This is a genomic window from Limosilactobacillus gastricus PS3 (genome assembly GCF_000247775.1).
GTDB lineage: Bacteria > Bacillota > Bacilli > Lactobacillales > Lactobacillaceae > Limosilactobacillus > Limosilactobacillus gastricus_A.
This window is the reverse complement of the sequence record NZ_AICN01000080.1, coordinates 15,669-33,900: the sequence shown is the minus strand read 5'-3', so window position 1 is coordinate 33,900 and position 18,232 is coordinate 15,669. Positions and strand designations below refer to the sequence as shown.

The following is an 18,232-nucleotide window of genomic DNA, read 5'->3' as shown; positions in this document are numbered from 1 at the left end:
AGGAACCGTAGAAGTGTCGGTTACGGTTACTTACCCAGATGGATCGCAAGATCATACGACAGTGAAGGTCACTACAGATACTTCCGACGCTGATAAGTACGAACCACAAGGTCAAGATCAAACTGTTAACCAAGGTGATACACCAAAGACGGAAGATAGTATTGCTAACAAGGTTGACTTACCAGATGGTGCCAAGTACGATTGGAAAGAAACGCCAAATACTAACACGCCAGGGGACAAGACGGCTACAGTAGTTGTTACTTACCCAGACGGCTCGCAAGATGAAGTTCCAGTCACGATCCACGTTACAACTGATGCTGATACGCATGATGCCCAAGGTGGCGAAGTTAACAAGCCATACGGTCAACCAACGACTGCTGAAGATGTCACGAACGCAGTAACGATTACGCCAGATGACGATGTGGCTAAGAACGCGACGGTAACGGTCGATGATCCAACCACCTTGCCAGATGGTAAGACTTCGGGCACTGTAACTATTCCAGTTACGGTCATTTACCCAGATGGCTCACAAGATCATACGACTGTCACGGTAACAACTGAAAAGAGCCAAGCGGAAACAAATGATCCACAAGGCCAAGATGTAAACACGACAGTTGGTAAGACGCCGGATGCGGCTGATGCGATCAAGAACAAGGGTGACTTACCAGACGGCACTACCTACTCTTGGAAGGAAACACCTGATGTAACGGCGACTGGTGATAAACCAGCAACAGTCGTCGTAACTTACCCAGATGGTTCTCAAGATGAGGTTCCAGTCACGATTCATGTGACAAACCCAACTGCAGAAGGTCAAGATATTACGACACCTAAGAACCAAGTTCCAGATGCTAGTGATGGCATCAAGAACAAGGATGAGATGCCAGACGGGACTAAGTACGAATGGAAGGAAACGCCAGATGTTACTAAGCCTGGTCAAACTACAGGCACGGTTGTGGTAACCTACCCAGATGGAACGAAGACTGAAGTGCCTGTAACCATCACGGTTAATGGCTACGAACCACAAGGTCAAGACGTTAATGCGACAGTTGGTAAGACGCCAGATGCGGCTGATGCCATCAAGAATAAGGGTGACTTGCCAGATGGTACGACTTACACTTGGAAAGAAACACCAGATGTAACAACGACTGGTGACAAGACGGCTACAGTGGTGGTCACTTATCCAGATGGTACGCAGGATGAAGTAACAGTAACTGTTCATGTGACGAACCCGACTCCTGAAACTCAAGATATTACCACGCCGAAGGGCCAAGTTCCAGACCCATCTACTGGTATCAAGAACAAGGATGACATGCCATCAGGGACTAAGTACGAATGGAAGGAAACGCCAGACGTATCCAAGACGGGCCAAACTACTGGCACGGTTGTGGTAACCTTCCCAGATGGTACGCAAACGGAAGTTCAAGTAACTATTACGATTACTGATTACCAAACTAACACGGTCACAACGACTTGGAATGACAATGACCAAGTCTTGACAACAACTACTTCTACGGCAACGAATGCTAGTGCAGCAACAACGGAAGAAACGAAAGCTCAATTACCGCAAACTGGTAATGATCAAAGTGAAGTAACAACGATTGCTGGTCTCATGGCAGCAAGTATGGTTGGTTTGCTTGGCTTGGCTAAGTTCCGTAAGAAGGAAAACAAGTAATTAAATAATTACTAAAAAACGACGATCGAATTTTCGGTCGTCGTTTTTGTGTATAGAAAAAGCCAGTGAAAAATGGCTTCACCAGCTTCTGGTTAGTTAATATTATTTCTTAGCATTTTCAACCGGTTCATTATCTAAACCAGTCCGAACTACCAAGACGTCACAGACGGCGGTCCGGGTAACGTATTCCGTAACAGAACCAATTACGACTCGTTCCACAGCGTTTAGACCCGTCGCACCAATCATGATTAAATCTGCGTGCATTTTAGCTGGAACTTCCTTGGCGATCAAGGTCTTAGGTGCCCCATATTCGATGGTGTATGAAACATTTGCAACGCCTTGCTCCTTGGCGTAAGCAACATAATCATCTAAGGTCTTTTTAGCCGTATCGGTAACTTGTTCCACCATTGAACTATCAAAACTAGAGATGTTTTGGAAAGCCCGCGTGTCAACCACGTGTAGTAATTGAAGTTCGGTATCATCACCGTTCCGTTTTGCAACTGCGACTGATTTTTTAAAAGCTAATTCCGCTTCTTTTGATCCATCAACTGGTACCAAAATGTGTTTATATTCTTGTGACATTTTCGGTTACCCCCTTATCTTTATATCTATATTTTACTACCTTTTAAAGGGATAATAAAGCGCTCACTTCAGGAGTAATGATACCGTTGTAAAGGACATGGCGACTTCAATTAAACAACAAGCGGCCAGGGTCCATAAGATAATCACCGGGTCATTAATGAAAGCGGCAATGACGACGATGATGGTTAAAATTAGCATGACAACTCCCCAAAATAAACACAACTTATTTTGCCCTTTGGGATGATGGTAGGGGAACCCTAAAAAGGATTTCTGACGATGGGTTAGATAGTATAATGATTCGATTAAGATCAGTAGGGCGAAAATAAAAGTCAGAATCTGAATTAACATACAAGCTCCTTAAAAAATCTGGGTACACATTGCTGTGTACCCAGACCATATCTTCATTATGTAGAAGTATCCGTTGGTGCCGTTAATCATCCGTCAGAGTTGACCTGCGTTTAAGACAGGTGGGATTAAGTGAATTTGCATTTGACTACCAAGTGAAAAGGCATGTCATCATCAAATTTCAACAGAAACCCCAAAGTAACAAGATTGTAAGGCAAACCTGATATTTGGATAAGGCGTACACTACAGAACCTCTACCTATATTTTACCACGTTTTTGCTAAATGGTAGTTTTTTTATCAGGCTTTTCCTTGAGCCTTTAAGAGCCGGTGATATTGATCCGCATAAGCTTTTTCATAATTACCATTTGTTTTTGGCTCATAATATTGATCATCCTTAATCGGCTCGGGAAGATATTGTTGGGCAACCCAATCTTCTGGGTAATCATGAGGATAAAGATAATCAATGCCATGACCGAGTTTTTCTGCACCTTGGTAATGGGCGTCTTTCAAATAATCAGGTACATCACCAGTATTACCTTGGCGGATGCGTGCGATGGCTTTATCAATTGCACTGATGGCGGAATTTGATTTTGGAGATAGACAAAGTTCAATCACCGCATTAGCAAGTGGAATCCGCGCTTCTGGGAAGCCAAGTTTTTCGGCAGCTTGAACGGCCGTCACGACCCGTGCCGCTGCAGGCGGGTTAGCTAAGCCAATGTCTTCATAGGCGATCACCATCAAGCGGCGGGCGATAATCGGTAGATCACCACCTTCGATTAAACGGCCTAAATAATGGAGGGCCGCATCAGTATCGCTACCCCGAATCGATTTTTGAAAAGCGGAAATGACATCATAGTGCCCATCACCATTCTTATCTAAACTGATGGACTTTTTTTGAATACTTTCTTCGATGACTGGTAATGTTAAGTGAATTACCCCATCTGACCCAGGTGCGGTAGATTTGGCAGCAAGTTCTAAGCCGTTTAAAGCACTTCTTAAATCACCGTTAGTAGATGAAATTAGTTGCCTCCGAGCGTCGTCGTCAAGTGACAAATTCATTTGTCCTAGCCCCCGTTGAGGATCGGTTATTGCACGGTCAATTGCTATTCCAATTTCATCGATGGTCAATGGTTTGACCTCAAAAATTTGCGTTCGGCTGCGAATGGCGGGATTAATCGAAATATAGGGGTTTTCGGTGGTGGCACCAATTAGGATAATCCGACCACTTTCTAAATGGGGTAGTAAGAAATCTTGCTTACTTTTGTCGAGACGATGGATTTCGTCTAATAATAGGATGACGGTACCGCTCATTTTGGCCTCTTCAGCCACAATCTGCAGGTCTTTTTTCGAGTCAGTTGCCGCATTTAAGGTTCGAAAGGCATACTTAGTTGATCCGGCAATGGCGCTTGCAATACTCGTCTTGCCGGTTCCGGGTGGGCCGTATAGGATCATGGAGGAGAGCATTTTGGCTTTGACCATTCGCCAAATAATTTTATCCTGACCTACGAGATGTTGTTGACCAACAATTTCAGCTAGTGATTGGGGCCGCATCCGATAAGCTAATGGTTCCATAGTAACTCCTTTCCCAATTTGTTTTGCAACAGGATACACTAAAGATTGTAACAAAAAAGGAGTCCAAGCGGACTCCTCGAACTGGCATAAAATAAAGCTTACTTGTTGTAGAATTCAACGATTAAGGCTTCGTCAATGTCAGCGTTCATGTCTTCACGTTGTGGAAGGCGAGTTAAATGACCTTCAAGCTTGTCAGCATCAAATTCAACATATGATGGACGAGCAACAACGGCTTCAACAGCGTTCTTGATAATGTCAAGGTTCTTTGACTTTTCACGAACAGCAATCACTTGACCAACCTTAACTTCGTATGAAGGAATGTCAACCCGCTTGCCATCAACTGTGATGTGACCGTGGTTAACTAATTGACGAGCTTGACGACGCGTCGTAGCTAAACCTAAGCGGTAAACCATGTTGTCTAGGCGACGTTCCAAAAGAACCATAAAGTTAGTACCGTGAGTACCTGCCTTAATCTTACCAGCCTTAACGAATAGGTTGCTAAATTGACGTTCCGTTAAACCATACATGTAACGAAGCTTTTGCTTTTCACGTAATTGGGTACCGTATTCAGAAAGCTTACCCCGATGATCATTACCATGGTCACCAGGAGCGTATGGACGCCGTGCTAATTCCTTACCAGTACCAGAGAGTGAAACCCCAAGACGACGTGAAATCCGCCAACTTGGACCAGTATAACGTGACATAAATAAAATCCTCCAAGAAAATGTTTTGGAGTAAAATAATCCGATGCAAGAATTAACATTCGTGCAGCCTAATCAGATCGTTCACCATTGCAGCGAGGTTACTAGAAACACCAGATGGCATTAGTCTGTTGACGAGCTTGCTTCTTGCTGCTGCATTATTTTACACAAGGAATATCATACACCGGATCATAATTAAGGGTCAAGGAAAAGTCCGATAATATTCCGAATAAACTTACCGATTAGCATTCAAGAATAGTGATCTTATGATATAATTAAAAATTGTTAATAAAGAATGCGCATCATGCGTCAAACAAAGTAATAGGTGAGGTAAGTTATGTTACAAGTATTGATTGGGATCATTGTCATTGCGATTGTTGTCGTATGTGCAATGTACCTTTACCAACGGAATCTACTCAAAAAAGTAAATGCCTTGCGTGACCAAATCAATGTCATTGAAAATTATGATTTGGAAGCTCGGTTAAGTGACGAAAATGTTACTGATTTTTCGGGAGAAACGCTTAAGAAATTTACGGAGTTGCGGACTAAGTATGATGAAAAGGCAATGCCCGCTGTCGCGGAAGCCGTTGAAATTGCTGATGAAATCGAAGAAGATTTCCACGGTACTGCCGCGCTCTCCATGGGTGGTCGAGTCAAAGAATTGCAAGACGCCGTTGATGATGCTAAGGAGTTGCTCGATTCGATTCAATTAGAAGTGAAAGCTTTTGATGATGAAATCGAAGCGCAAAATCAATCGAGTGACCAGTTACGAACCTGGTTCAGAAAGTATCATAAAGAACTGGATGAACAAGCCTATAAGTATGGCGATAGTGTTACTAAGTTAAACGAACGGTTAACAGATTTAGAAGCACGGTTCAATAAGTTCTGCGAAATCGCTGATGATGGTGATCGAGAAGCGGCCGCTGAAGTATTAGCGGATGTTAAAAATGGGACGGTTGACTTTGAAGAATTAGTGGAACAAATTCCCGAGTTATGTCAACCACTGCTCCAAGAATTCCCAGATCAATTAGCCAAATTAAAACAAGGTTATGGGCATTTAATTTCAGAAAACTATCACTTTACCGAACCCGATATCGATCATTTAGTTGAAGCTTTGGAAGTGAAGCGCCAAGCCACCTTGGAACGGGTTGCGGACCTAGATTTAACCCAAGTTAAAGAAACTAATGAAGGTATGGACAGTGAAATTGATCGATTATACGATGTGATGGAACAAGAGATTGATGCCCGGCCTAAAGTTCAACAAATGTTAATTCCGTTTGCTGAACACCTCACCCATGCCAAAAATCAAAATCGCTTGTTAACCAACGAGTTAGATCGCTTGAGTATTTCTTATACTTTGAATAACGATGAGATTGCTACGGTTCGTCAATTAGATGAGCAATTAAAGCAAATTGAAGCTGACTTTAATGCTGATCAAAAGCGGTTAGAAGCTAAGACGGCCATTGACAGTCAGATTCTAGCTAACTTACAAGCTGGTGAGAAAGCGATGACCGCAGTGGAAGAGCAACAAACGGAAATTAATGATAGCGTGGCAGAACTCCAAAATGATGAGAAATTAGCTCGCGATGCTGTCCAACGTTTTGTGGCTGACTTACGGGCCACCAAGCGTCATGTTGAATCATTAAATTTACCGGGCATCCCGATGGATTATATGGACTTTTTCTTCTTGGTTAGTGATGAGCTAAGTCGATTATCCAAAGACATGAATAAGCAACAAATCAATATGGATGAAATTACCAAGAAGATGTTGGTACTCCAAGATGATTTTGAGAAGTTGCATGAAAAGACGGATAGTATTCGCGATAGTGCCACGCTCACGGAACGGGTGATCCAATATGCCCAACGGTTGAGTATGCAACACCCAGAATTGGATGATGCCATCAATCGTTCTCAACAATTATTTAGTGAATTCGAATATTCACGGGCACTAGAAACAATTGGCGCCGCCGTTGAAGATATCGAACCAGGCGTATTTAAGCAAATTGAAGATAGTTATTACCGTGAAGTTGGTAAACGATAATTTAATGGTCGTCAGAAATGGCGGCCTTTTATTATAAATGTCAGACAACCTTTGGTATAATGACGAAATAAGAAATATGGAAAGGAATCGATCATGATCTATTTTGATAATAGTGCAACTACTAAGGTCTCTGCAGAGGTACTCGAGAGTTACACCAAAGTTAGTGAACAAATCTGGGGGAACCCTTCTAGCCTTCATCAATTAGGGGAGGTCGCTAGCAAACTGCTTTTTCAAGCCCGTCAACAAATTGCCGAATTATTTGGTGTTTTACCTGGCGAAATCATCTTCACCAGTGGTGGATCCGAAGGTGATAACTGGGTAATTAAGGGGACCGCCTTAGCCAAGCGAGAATTAGGTCGGCACATCATCACCTCTTCGGTAGAACACGCTGCGGTGCGTAATGCTATGCATCAATTAGAAGATTTGGGGTATGAAGTAACCTATCTGCCGGTTGACAAGCAGGGACGTGTTAATCCAGCCGATTTGAAAGCAGCCATTCGACCAGACACGATTTTAGTATCGATTATGGCGGTTAATAATGAGATCGGTACGGTCCAACCGATTCAAGAAATCGGTGAAATTCTTCAGGATTATCCTAAGATCCACTTTATGGTTGATGCCGTTCAAGCAATTGCCAAAGGGATGGATGATCAATGGTTTAGTGATCGCGTTGACTTTGTGGTCTTTTCGGGGCATAAATACCACGCTCCACGGGGAACGGGCTTTGTCTATGCTAAAGCCGGCCGGCAAATTGCTCCTTTAATTAATGGGGGCGGTCAAGAACAAAACCTGCGGAGTGGTACCGAAAATACACCGGGGGATGTGGCCATGTCGCGGGCCATTCGCCTCGCCAAGGAACGAGAAGACGATACCGTCAAACGGGAGCGTGAGATCAAACAAGCGATTATTGATCACGTCAGTCAATTTGAACATGTCCAAGTATTTTCAGGCAATGATGCTGGTTTTGCTCCCCATATATTATGTTTTGCGATTGTTGGAGTGCGCGGGGAAACCGTGGTTCACGCATTTGAAGAACACGATATTTATATCTCAACGACTAGTGCCTGTTCATCAAAGAAAACAGAAACTAGTACCCTTTCAGCGATGGGAGTTGATCCACATGCGGCCGAAAGTGCGGTGCGAGTAAGTTTAGGTGATCAAAATACGCTGGCGGATGCTGAAGAATTTAACCGCGTTTTTGATGAACTTTATGCTGGGTTTGCAAAAATTATTAACTAATTGAGGATAGCTAAGTGAAGTACGATGAAATTATGGTGCGATATGGAGAATTATCGACCAAAGGACGTAATAAAAAGACCTTTACTGATCGGTTAGGAGAAAATGTCCGTCGGGCCTTACATGGCATAGGACAAGTCAAGGTCCATGCTCGACCTGACCGACTCCATATTATTTTAAATGGTGCTGATAGTGACCTAGTCATGGAGCGACTGGCAAAGGTATTTGGGATACAATCTTTTTCCCCTTCCTTAAAGGTTACAAAAGATTTTGCGGCGGTTGCCCAGGCAGCGATCGCTATGATGGGCGAGCAGCTGAGTGATGGCGAGAAAAAAACTTTTAAAGTGGAGACCAAGCGTCAAGATCATCAATTTGAGTTAGACACCTTCCAAATGAACCGCCAATTAGGCGGAGCCTTACTCAAAGCTTTTGATGGGCAACTAACGGTCGATGTCCATCATCCAGATATCACGATTTGGGTAGATGTTCGTTTAAATGGCATCTTCTTAACGAGTGAAATTATTCCGGGAGCAGGCGGTTTACCAGTTGGTACGGCTGGAAAAGGAATGATGATGCTGTCGGGAGGAATTGACTCACCAGTGGCCGCTTATCTAGCAATGAAGCGGGGAGTTTCTCTCGAGATGGTTCATTTTTATAGTCCACCCTATACAAGTGAACAAGCCTTAGCTAAATCTAAGCAATTAACGGCCAAATTAGCCCAATATAGTGGTCAAATTAAGTTTATTCAGGTGCCGTTCACAGAGATTCAAGAGACGGTCAAGGAACAATCGCCCGAAGGATTCTTAATGACCATTCAACGGCGGTTTATGTTGCGCTTGGCAACGGCGATTGCAAAGCAACGTCATGGTCTAGCGGTATTTAATGGGGAATCATTAGGACAAGTGGCTTCTCAAACTATGAATAGCATGGTCGCAATTAATGACGTCACATCTTTTCCGGTCTTAAGGCCGGTCTTGTCCTACGATAAGACCGAGATTATTAAGATTGCTGAACAGATCGATACATATGATTTGTCAATTTTGCCATACGAAGATTGTTGTACGGTCTTTACACCACCTTCGCCAAAGACGAAACCTAATCTTGAAAAGACGCGCTACTATGAGCAACAATTAGATGTGGATGGCTTAATGGAACGGGCCTTGGCAGGAATAAAAATTACTGAGATTCATCCGGGTGATGACTTCTTGAATGCTAATCAAGATGTTTTTGCGGAATTGTTGTAAGACTTCCGATAAATAGAACCGGTTTTGATATAGAAAATACATAAATACAAAGAGGTAAATATGATGCAAATTACAATCAATGGTGAAGCACGCGACCTAGTTGGAAATCCACCAGCGGTAGGGGAAGAAATCCCGCATTTTAAAGTCTTTAACGCTAATCACGAGAAGGTGAAGACCCGTGAATTTTTTGACAAGCCAACTTTAATTAGTGTAGTTCCAAGCATTACAACGAGTGTTTGCAGCCTGCAAACGAAGAAATTTAATCAACAAATGGATGAATATCCAAATGCTAATTTTGTGACGATCTCAGTCGATACTCCTGAGCAACAGGCTGATTGGTGTGCTGCTGAAGGAGTAAAGAATATGCAATTATTGTCGGATTCAGAACAATCCTTTGGCTATGCTTTGAAGGTTTTGATTCCTGATGAGTCAGTTTTAGCGCGGTCGATTTTTGTGCTGGATGTTGACGGAAAAATTGTTTATGAACAAGTCGTCCCAGAATTAACTGATGAACCTGACTATGCAGCGGCTTTAGCAGCTTTAGAAAAGTTAGGTTAAGATCTTGACGGATTATTAAAAAATCGTTAGAATTATGATCGTTATCTGATGCGATGATCGGAAGAGTAATTAGTAATGAGTTAATCAGAGATGGCTGGATAGTGCGAACAGCTGAACTGATTACTAATGAAAGTAATCCAGGAGCAAAAGCAGTGAACTTGAGTAGTTGCTTTCGGTTCATTACCGTTATCAATGATAAAGTGGAAATGTAATTACATTTCAATTTAGGTGGTACCGCGAGAAGAGCTCGTCCTATTTTAGGACGGGCTTTTTGTTTTATTTAAAGGAGAAACAGATGTCAGATCAAGATATGTCAACTAAATATAATCCGACTGAAGTCGAAAAAGATCGTTATCAATGGTGGATTGATCAAGGCTTCTTCAAACCAAGTGGGGATCAAAAAGCTCACCCATATTCAATTGTTATTCCGCCGCCAAATGTAACTGGGAAATTACACCTAGGACATGCCTGGGATACAACTTTACAAGATATTATTATTCGGCAAAAACGGATGCAGGGTTATGACGTTTTGTGGTTACCGGGGATGGACCACGCCGGAATTGCGACGCAGGCTAAAGTTGAAGCGCGATTAGCTGAACAAGGGATTTCTCGATATGATTTAGGTCGAGAAAAGTTCATCCAACAAGTTTGGGATTGGAAGGATGAATATGCTGATATTATCCACCAACAATGGGCAAAAATGGGAATTTCGGTCGATTATGATCGGGAACGCTTTACTTTAGACGACGGTTTAAGCAAGGCGGTTCGGAAGGTCTTTGTTGATCTATATAATAAAGGTCTAATTTATCGAGCAACTTACATTATTAACTGGGATCCCAAAGCTCGGACCGCTTTATCAGATATCGAAGTGGAACACCAGGATGATCAAGGCGCTTTCTACCACGTTAAATATCCATTTACTGACGGCACAACTTTTAACGGCCAGGACTACATTGAAATTGCTACCACACGTCCGGAAACCATGTTTGGTGATGTGGCGGTAGCCGTTAATCCTGATGATGATCGTTATAAGGAACTAGTCGGCAAGCACATTCGAGTACCATTGGTTGATCGGGAAGTCGAAATCATTGCTGATGATTACGTTACTCCAGATTTTGGAACGGGGATGGTGAAGATCACGCCAGCTCATGACCCGAATGACTTCCAAATTGGGAAGCGCCATGACCTCCCAGAAATTAATACCATGAACGAAGATGCTTCCCTCAATGAGAATGCTGGGAAATACGAAGGAATGGACCGCTTTGATGCCCGTGAAGCCATTGTTAAGGATCTCGAGGATCAGGGCTATATACTACGGATTGATCCAATTGTGCACTCAGTTGGTCATTCGCAACGGACTGGGGTACAAGTTGAAGCCCGCTTATCAACTCAATGGTTCGTGAAGATGAAACCATTGGCTGAACAGGCTTTACAAGCTCAAGAAACTGATGATCGGGTTGATTTCTTCCCACCACGGTTTGAGAATACGTACCGGCAATGGATGGAAAATGTTCATGACTGGGTTATTTCGCGTCAACTATGGTGGGGACACCGGATTCCTGCTTGGTATCATAAAGAAACTGGGGAAATGTATGTCGGGATGGAGGCCCCAGCCGACAGCGAAAATTGGGAACAAGATCCAGACGTCTTAGATACTTGGTTTAGTAGTGGTTTATGGCCGTTCTCAACGATGGGATGGCCTGATACCGATAGTGAGGACTTTAAGCGCTACTTCCCAACGACGACTCTGGTCACTGGATATGACATTATCTTCTTCTGGGTTTCACGGATGATCTTTACTTCGCTGGAATTTACTGGACGGACACCATTTAAGAATGTCTTATTACATGGTCTAATTCGTGATGAAGAAGGCCGGAAGATGAGTAAGTCCCTAGGTAACGGGATTGATCCGATGGACGTGATCGAAAAGTATGGGGTGGATGCTTTACGGTGGTTCTTAGTAACTGGCTCTACCCCGGGTCAAGATATCCGTTTCTCTTATAAGAAGATGGATGCGGCCTGGAACTTCATTAATAAGATCTGGAATGCAAGTCGTTATGTCATCATGAACCTGGACGATATGGCCGCCCCAAGCTTGCCGGCTCAAAGCGAATGGACCTTGGCTGACAAGTGGATCTTAAGTCGTTTGAACGCAACTGTTAGTCAAGTTACTAGCCAATTTGATAAGTTCGAATTTGGGGAAGCTGGTCGTGCCCTTTACAATTTCATTTGGAATGATTTCTGTGATTGGTACATTGAAATGACTAAGGAAACCCTTAACAATGGATCTGATCAAGAAAAGACGAATACCAAGAATATTTTAGGTTATGTCCTGGATCAAACTTTGAAGCTCTTGCACCCGATCATGCCATTTATGACCGAACAAGTTTGGCAGTCAATGCCACATGATGGGGATTCAATCATGGTCGCTAAGTTCCCTGAAGAACATGCTGAATTTAGTGATCCTAAAGCTGAGGATCAAATTGCCAGCTTGATTGAATTAATCAAGGCAGTGCGGAATATTCGTAATGAAGCAGGAGCACCGATGTCTAAGCCTGTAGACTTAATGATTAAAGTAGACTCGGCCGAATTGGGTGAGATCTTTAACGAAACGAAGGAATACATTGATCGCTTCTGTCATCCAGCTGAACTAAAAATTGGTCAAGATTTGACGGAACCAAAATTAGCCATGAGTGGAATTTTAGCCGGGGCTACGGTTTACATTCCAATGGCCGAATTGGTTGATCTGGAAGAAGAAAAGGCCCGAATGCAAAAAGAAATTCAGAAATTAGAGCAAGAAGTGGCCCGTTCAGAAAAGAAACTCGGTAACGAGAAGTTTGTCGCCAACGCCCCGGAAGCGGTGGTGGCTGATGAAAAAGCCAAGGCGGCTGAGTGGCAACAAAAATTAGCCGCCGCTAAGGAACGTTTAGCACAACTAGGTTAAACAAATCAGTTATAATGAAAGTCTTCAAGGAGGAAATTTCCAATTGAAGACTTTTATTTTTAGGAAGTTATAAAATGACAGAAATCAAAACATATGACGATGCATTAAAATTTATTCACGGTCGCTTCAAAGCCCGGAAAATCCCCACACTGGCGCGGATGCAGGAATTATTAAAGCGACTGGACAATCCCCAGGATGGCCAATCTTATATTCATGTGACTGGAACGAACGGGAAAGGTTCAACTGTGGCGATGATTAGAGCAATGTTGATGGCGAGTGGTTACCAGGTAGGAACTTTCACGTCCCCCTTTATTACTCGCTTTAATGAACGGATTGCTCTTAATGGCCAGCCGATTAGTGATCAGGATTTAGTTACTTATACTCGTCAAGTTGCAACAGTTGTGGATCAAATGGATGCTGAAGGCCAAACGCCAACGGAATTTGAAATTAATACGGCCATCATGTTCTTATACTTTGCAGACCGAAACCCCGATGTAGTAATTTTAGAAGTCGGGATAGGGGGCTTATATGATTCCACAAATGTCATTGAAAAACCTGATATAGCTGTAATTGTGACGGTCGGATATGATCATATGCAGTTTCTTGGTGATAGCCTCACTGAGATTGCTACCATAAAAGCGGGTATTATCAAGAAAAATTCACCAGTGGTCGTTGGTCAATTACCAACAGAAGCTAAACAAGTAATCGGATCGACCGCGAAGAAAAAACAAAGTCCCTTGTTTAGTCTTGAACAAGAATTTCATGCTCAAGCTAAGAATAGCCATCAATTAGCCCAAAAGATTGAATATCAGGGTTTGTCACTCGCCAAAACTGTCTTTCAACTTGGTTTGGCTGGTGATTATCAGATTCAAAATGCGGGGGTCGCCATTACGACCGTTCAATTATGGCTCCAAAAACATCAAGGCTATTTGGATCCTAGTAATATTGCTGAGGGATTGTTAAACGCCTGCTGGCCAGGAAGGATGGAAATTGTTAATCGGGAACCACTAATGATTCTAGATGGAGCCCATAATTTACCGGGGATTCAAGCTTTAGTCCAGACCATTGAGCATGAATTAGCAGATCGGGAAGTTTATTTGCTAGTGGCGATTTTGGCGGATAAACAGTATGAACTGATGTTGGGTGAATTAGCCAGTTTAAGGAATGTCCATCTCGTCTTAACCCAGTTTGCGCCGCCGGGTCCCAAACGACCAACTGCTGATTTAGCTGGTCTGAAAGATGTGATTAGGACTCGTTATCCCATGCAAGTATTCCCAGAATGGCAATTAGGACTGGCTGCTATCTCACAACAAGTATCAGCCGAAGATGTTATTTTGATCACCGGATCGTTGTATTTCATTTCTGAAGTGCGGAATTTCTTATTAGCGGATTAAAGGACACTTTCCTTCGTATCTAAAGATAAGGAGGAAATGGCATGCGGACGTATTTATCAACAAACAATTTCGAAGAATTAGTACAAATGATGTTGCCAGATCGGCGCTTGGCCCAACGCTTTATCGCCACTTTTGGTAGTTTTCAAGAGCTACATCATGCTCAACGAGAGCAAATGCAAAGTCTGATAGATTATGATCCTGTTAATTTTCGGTCAGTTATTGCTGCTATACAAATCGGTCAACAAGCGCTAACCAGGCCCCAACCAATGACCGGACAATTGAATTCTAGTTATGAACTGGGTCAGCAGTTAATTCATGAATTAGCAGGAGAAGACCAAGAGCAAGTAATGATCATTGGCGTTGATGTTCATTCCGTGGTGATTGATCGTCAAGTGCTTTTTAAAGGCGGCAGTCATGAATGTCAGATTTACATGGACCAAGTTTTTCGGTATTTAATCCAAATCGGGGCACATGGATTAATCTTCGCGCATAATCACCCGTCGGGATTGGTCGAACCTTCTCCAGAAGATCGTCAGTTTTTTAAGCAGTTACAGGCTTCTTGTCGCTTGATGAATATACGATTAGTCGATTGCATGATTGTTGGTCGAAATGATTACTTCTCCTGGCAGGAAAAACTCGCTTGATTAATGATTTCGTCATATAAAGTCACTACAATTTTCACCATGAATAGTGTATAGTTAAGAAGTATGTAATTAAGAGAAGAGCTGGGTTAAGATTAGTCCAGCAAGGAGTTAAGCATGAGAGATTTCTTTGCTAAACATCGAGTGATTTCAATTGTGATCGGCCTGTTTATTGCCGTCGGATTAATGGCAGGTTCAATTGGCATTCGGAATAATCGGAATACACCAACGATTGTCCAACAAATTGGTAATACTGTAGTTGGATGGTTTGGCGGAATTGTTAATTATCCAATGAATTCAGCCAATGGGACCGTATCATCCTTAGGACAAATATTGAACGCCTATAGTGAAAATAAGACCTTAAAGAAAAAGGTTAGTGCACTAGAGCAAACTCAAACAACCAATGAAACCCTAAAAAAAGAAAATAAACAATTAAAGGCTGAATTGGAATTAAATAATAGCTTAACTGACTACACCACGATAACGGCGGCGGTCACGAATCGAACGCCCTCGGCTTGGGAAAACCAATTAATTATTAATAAGGGTAGTTCGAGTGGCGTTAAGAAGAATATGGCTGTGCTTTCGGGAAGTGGCTTGATCGGACGAATTGTCGAAGTTAACCCGACTAATAGTAAAGTCGAGTTAATCAGTAGCTCTAGCGAGTCAACAAACCAATTTTCTGTGGCCGTTGATAATGAGGACGGTGATACGGTGAATGGTTTGATTTCCGGTTATGACACCAAAACTAGTCAATTAGTGATGAGTGAAGTTTCGAGTTCGGCAGCTGTTAAAAAAGGTGCCAAGGTAACCACAAATGGGCTTGGTGGTGTCACTCCGAAAGGTTTATACGTCGGTAAAGTCGTCAAAACAACGAAGGGGAGTGGCGGCGAGATTGATCGCATTTACGTTGAGCCAGCTACGAACTTAAATGATGTCAATTATGTAACAATTGCGGAACTAAACGAGGATTAGGATGTTTAAATTTTTGCATTGGACCAAATTGAAAACCTACTTTTGGTTAGGCTTGTTCATCTCCTTTTTCCTAGATGGCTCGCTGAGTGCAATTTTCGGGGGATCTTTTTTCTCTGATCGCATTATCATGGTGAGTCATTTGGCCTTTTTATGGCTCTTATTAGCACTTTTCTTTGATCGGGTGAAGCCATTGCCAGTCATTTTAGCCGCCTTTCTCGTGGGAATTGGAATTGATTTTTATCATTCGGGAATCATCGGGATGGAAATGTTTATCTATCCTCTCTTAATCTGGGCCAATCAATTTGTGATCCGTTTTTATCGTCCTAATATCATTAACTATGCTATGTTGGTGATCGTTGATTTAACATTATTAGAGTTTTACAATTATGCCATGCATAGTTTGTTGGGCTTAACCCATGCCGGACTACCAATGTTTTTAGCGGGAGTCTTAGGACCAACCTTATTATTAAACTTGGTATATTTTTTCGTGGGTTACTTACCAATTCAACTTGGTTATTATCGGATTTTGCATCTTTATCGGCATCCTCGGAAAATGAGAAAAGCTTAATTTTTTATGCGGAGCTGGTTGACAAAAAAGGTCCTAATCGGTAATATACTAATCAATAAAAGAGAAACGTTGAGCAGACTAGTAGGATAATTTACCATTGAGCAGGGAAGTTCGGATAGTGTGACCGGATAATGGTAATTGTCGCGAATCACATCTGTGAGTTGATTATTGATCAAAAATAATCCGGGTTGCCCGTTATCGCTCCAAGTTTATTTTTAAACTTACTGAGGTTAGGTTCGTGAGGATCTAACAAGATGAGGTGGAACCGCGGAAACGCCCTCTAGTTGTATTACAACTGAGGGCGTTTTTATTTGGTTATTAAATAAACTTATTGAGGTAATCGATGTGAGTCGATTATAAATTGGGGTGGAACCACGTTTAGACGTCCCCTTAAGTGGAAACATTTAAGGCGGCGTCTTTTCTTTTAATAAATTTAGAAACAATTAAAGGGGGACATTGTCATGACCTATATGTCGGAAATCTTACCATCGTTGTTGCAAGGGACTGTTGTGACCTTAGAAATCTTTTTTTGGACCTTAATTGGCTCCTTACCGCTTGGAATTTTAGTAAGTTTAGGTTTGAATTCGCGAATTAAACCTTTGAAGTGGATCTTGGATCTTTACGTTTGGTTGATGCGGGGAACCCCATTATTGCTCCAATTGATCGTAGTCTTTTATGGTTTACCAATTATTGGAATTGTCTTTCCAAGGTTCCAAGCAGCCGTATTTGCCTTTATCTTCAATTATGGAGCCTACTTTGCTGAAATCTTTCGGGGTGGTTTGCAGTCAATTGATCGGGGGCAATATGAAGGGGCGAAAGTTTTGCGTCTCTCATATTCCCAAACGATTCGTAAGATTGTAATTCCTCAAGTTGTCAAGATTGTGATTCCGTCAATTGGTAACGAAGTCATCAATCTGGTAAAAGATTCATCATTGGTATACGTGATTGGGATTGGCGATCTCTTGCGGGCCGGAAATGTGGCAACCTCACGGGACGTAACCTTAGTTCCCTTATTAATGGCGGGAGCAATTTACTTGATTCTGGTTGCCATTTGTACATTTGCCTTAAACCGAGTTGAAAAACGGTATTCATATTACAAGTAGGGGGTTGGTCAAATGTTAGAAGTTAAAAATTTAAAGAAAAAATTTGGGACACGCCAAATATTAGACGGGGTAAATTTTGAAGTTCAGGATGGCGAAATATTAAGTATTGTGGGACCATCTGGAGCCGGGAAAACAACCTTATTGCGGTGTGTTACAGGCTTGGAAAGTGCGGATGAAGGAGAATTTTTAATTGATGGGCAAGCCTTCGATCCCGAAGGAACTGATACCTCTGATGCCGTTATTGGGGTGGTTTTTCAAGATTTTAACTTATTTCCTCATTTAACGGTGATGCAAAACATCACTTTAGCCCCAACGATGGTTTTAAAAGAAGATCGCCAGGTCGCTCAAGCTGCCGGAGAAAAATTATTGGCGCAGTTAGACCTAGGTGGGAAAGGAGATTTATATCCTTATCAACTATCGGGAGGACAAAAGCAGCGGGTTGCCATTGCTCGAGCTTTAGCAATGAATCCAAAGATCCTTTGTTATGATGAACCAACTTCTGCTTTGGATCCTAACTTACGGGATAGTGTCGCCAATTTGATTTTGAGCTTAAAACAACAGGGAATGACTCAGTTAGTCGTTACCCATGATATGGAGTTCGCTCAAAAAATTGCCGATGATGTTTTAGAGGTTTCGGCCCTCGATCAACAAAAATAGG

At 42.3% G+C, this 18,232-nt stretch carries 16 protein-coding genes and 1 other annotated feature; of the genes, 12 read left to right on the top strand and 4 right to left on the bottom strand.

Translation table 11 applies throughout. The annotated features are described in order from the left end of the window. Positions 1 to 1,672, top strand: a 1,672-nt coding sequence (locus PS3_RS09710; RefSeq protein WP_040468869.1) for a Rib/alpha-like domain-containing protein, incomplete at its 5' end; no start/stop codon positions are given. A 102-nt stretch (positions 1,673 to 1,774) separates the two neighbouring features. Here the strand turns inward: PS3_RS09710 and PS3_RS09705 are convergent. From PS3_RS09705 to rpsD, 4 genes are all read right to left on the bottom strand, one after another. Further along, complete coding sequence (locus PS3_RS09705) at positions 1,775 to 2,254, bottom strand: universal stress protein (RefSeq protein WP_007122852.1); 480 nt, start codon at positions 2,252 to 2,254, stop codon at positions 1,775 to 1,777. 63 nt (positions 2,255 to 2,317) lie between these two features. Further along, complete coding sequence (locus PS3_RS09700) at positions 2,318 to 2,602, bottom strand: hypothetical protein (protein WP_050950923.1); 285 nt, start codon at positions 2,600 to 2,602, stop codon at positions 2,318 to 2,320. A gap of 295 nt (positions 2,603 to 2,897) precedes the next feature. Beyond that, positions 2,898 to 4,172 (bottom strand): replication-associated recombination protein A, encoded by a 1,275-nt coding sequence (locus PS3_RS09695; RefSeq protein WP_007122851.1) that lies wholly within the window; start codon positions 4,170 to 4,172, stop codon positions 2,898 to 2,900. Positions 4,173 to 4,270: 98 nt separating this feature from the next. Beyond that, on the bottom strand, positions 4,271 to 4,876 hold the full coding sequence (gene rpsD / locus PS3_RS09690; protein WP_007122850.1) for a 30S ribosomal protein S4: 606 nt from the start codon (positions 4,874 to 4,876) through the stop codon (positions 4,271 to 4,273). 334 nt (positions 4,877 to 5,210) lie between these two features. On the opposite strand from rpsD, the gene PS3_RS09685 reads away from it, so the two are divergent. From PS3_RS09685 to PS3_RS09635, 11 genes are all read left to right on the top strand, one after another. Continuing rightward, positions 5,211 to 6,914: a septation ring formation regulator EzrA gene (locus PS3_RS09685; RefSeq protein WP_040468863.1), complete on the top strand. Its 1,704-nt coding sequence runs from the start codon at positions 5,211 to 5,213 to the stop codon at positions 6,912 to 6,914. Positions 6,915 to 7,007: 93 nt separating this feature from the next. Next, a complete protein-coding gene (locus PS3_RS09680) occupies positions 7,008 to 8,153 on the top strand; it encodes a cysteine desulfurase family protein (protein ID WP_007122848.1) in 1,146 nt (381 codons plus the stop codon). Between the two features lie 14 nt (positions 8,154 to 8,167). Next, on the top strand, positions 8,168 to 9,394 hold the full coding sequence (thiI, locus tag PS3_RS09675) for a tRNA uracil 4-sulfurtransferase ThiI (protein WP_007122847.1): 1,227 nt from the start codon (positions 8,168 to 8,170) through the stop codon (positions 9,392 to 9,394). Positions 9,395 to 9,457: 63 nt separating this feature from the next. Beyond that, positions 9,458 to 9,952: a thiol peroxidase gene (gene tpx, locus PS3_RS09670; protein ID WP_007122846.1), complete on the top strand. Its 495-nt coding sequence runs from the start codon at positions 9,458 to 9,460 to the stop codon at positions 9,950 to 9,952. Positions 9,953 to 9,996: 44 nt separating this feature from the next. After that, positions 9,997 to 10,210, top strand: a binding site (T-box leader). A gap of 37 nt (positions 10,211 to 10,247) precedes the next feature. Then, positions 10,248 to 12,896: a valine--tRNA ligase gene (locus PS3_RS09665; RefSeq protein ID WP_007122845.1), complete on the top strand. Its 2,649-nt coding sequence runs from the start codon at positions 10,248 to 10,250 to the stop codon at positions 12,894 to 12,896. Positions 12,897 to 12,970: 74 nt separating this feature from the next. Continuing rightward, positions 12,971 to 14,290 carry a bifunctional folylpolyglutamate synthase/dihydrofolate synthase gene (locus PS3_RS09660; RefSeq protein WP_007122844.1) on the top strand — a complete coding sequence of 440 codons (1,320 nt, stop codon included), beginning with the start codon at positions 12,971 to 12,973 and terminating at the stop codon, positions 14,288 to 14,290. A 41-nt stretch (positions 14,291 to 14,331) separates the two neighbouring features. Then, positions 14,332 to 14,934: a JAB domain-containing protein gene (locus PS3_RS09655; RefSeq protein ID WP_007122843.1), complete on the top strand. Its 603-nt coding sequence runs from the start codon at positions 14,332 to 14,334 to the stop codon at positions 14,932 to 14,934. 114 nt (positions 14,935 to 15,048) lie between these two features. Then, positions 15,049 to 15,903 carry a rod shape-determining protein MreC gene (gene mreC, locus PS3_RS09650; RefSeq protein WP_007122842.1) on the top strand — a complete coding sequence of 285 codons (855 nt, stop codon included), beginning with the start codon at positions 15,049 to 15,051 and terminating at the stop codon, positions 15,901 to 15,903. 1 nt (position 15,904) lies between these two features. Next, positions 15,905 to 16,471, top strand: coding sequence for a rod shape-determining protein MreD (gene mreD / locus PS3_RS09645; RefSeq protein WP_050950922.1), 567 nt, complete (start codon positions 15,905 to 15,907; stop codon positions 16,469 to 16,471). Positions 16,472 to 16,932: 461 nt separating this feature from the next. Next, a complete protein-coding gene (locus PS3_RS09640; protein WP_007122841.1) occupies positions 16,933 to 17,574 on the top strand; it encodes an amino acid ABC transporter permease in 642 nt (213 codons plus the stop codon). 12 nt (positions 17,575 to 17,586) lie between these two features. Continuing rightward, positions 17,587 to 18,231, top strand: a complete 645-nt coding sequence (locus PS3_RS09635) for an amino acid ABC transporter ATP-binding protein (protein ID WP_007122840.1) — start codon at positions 17,587 to 17,589, stop codon at positions 18,229 to 18,231. Position 18,232 lies beyond the last annotated feature (1 nt).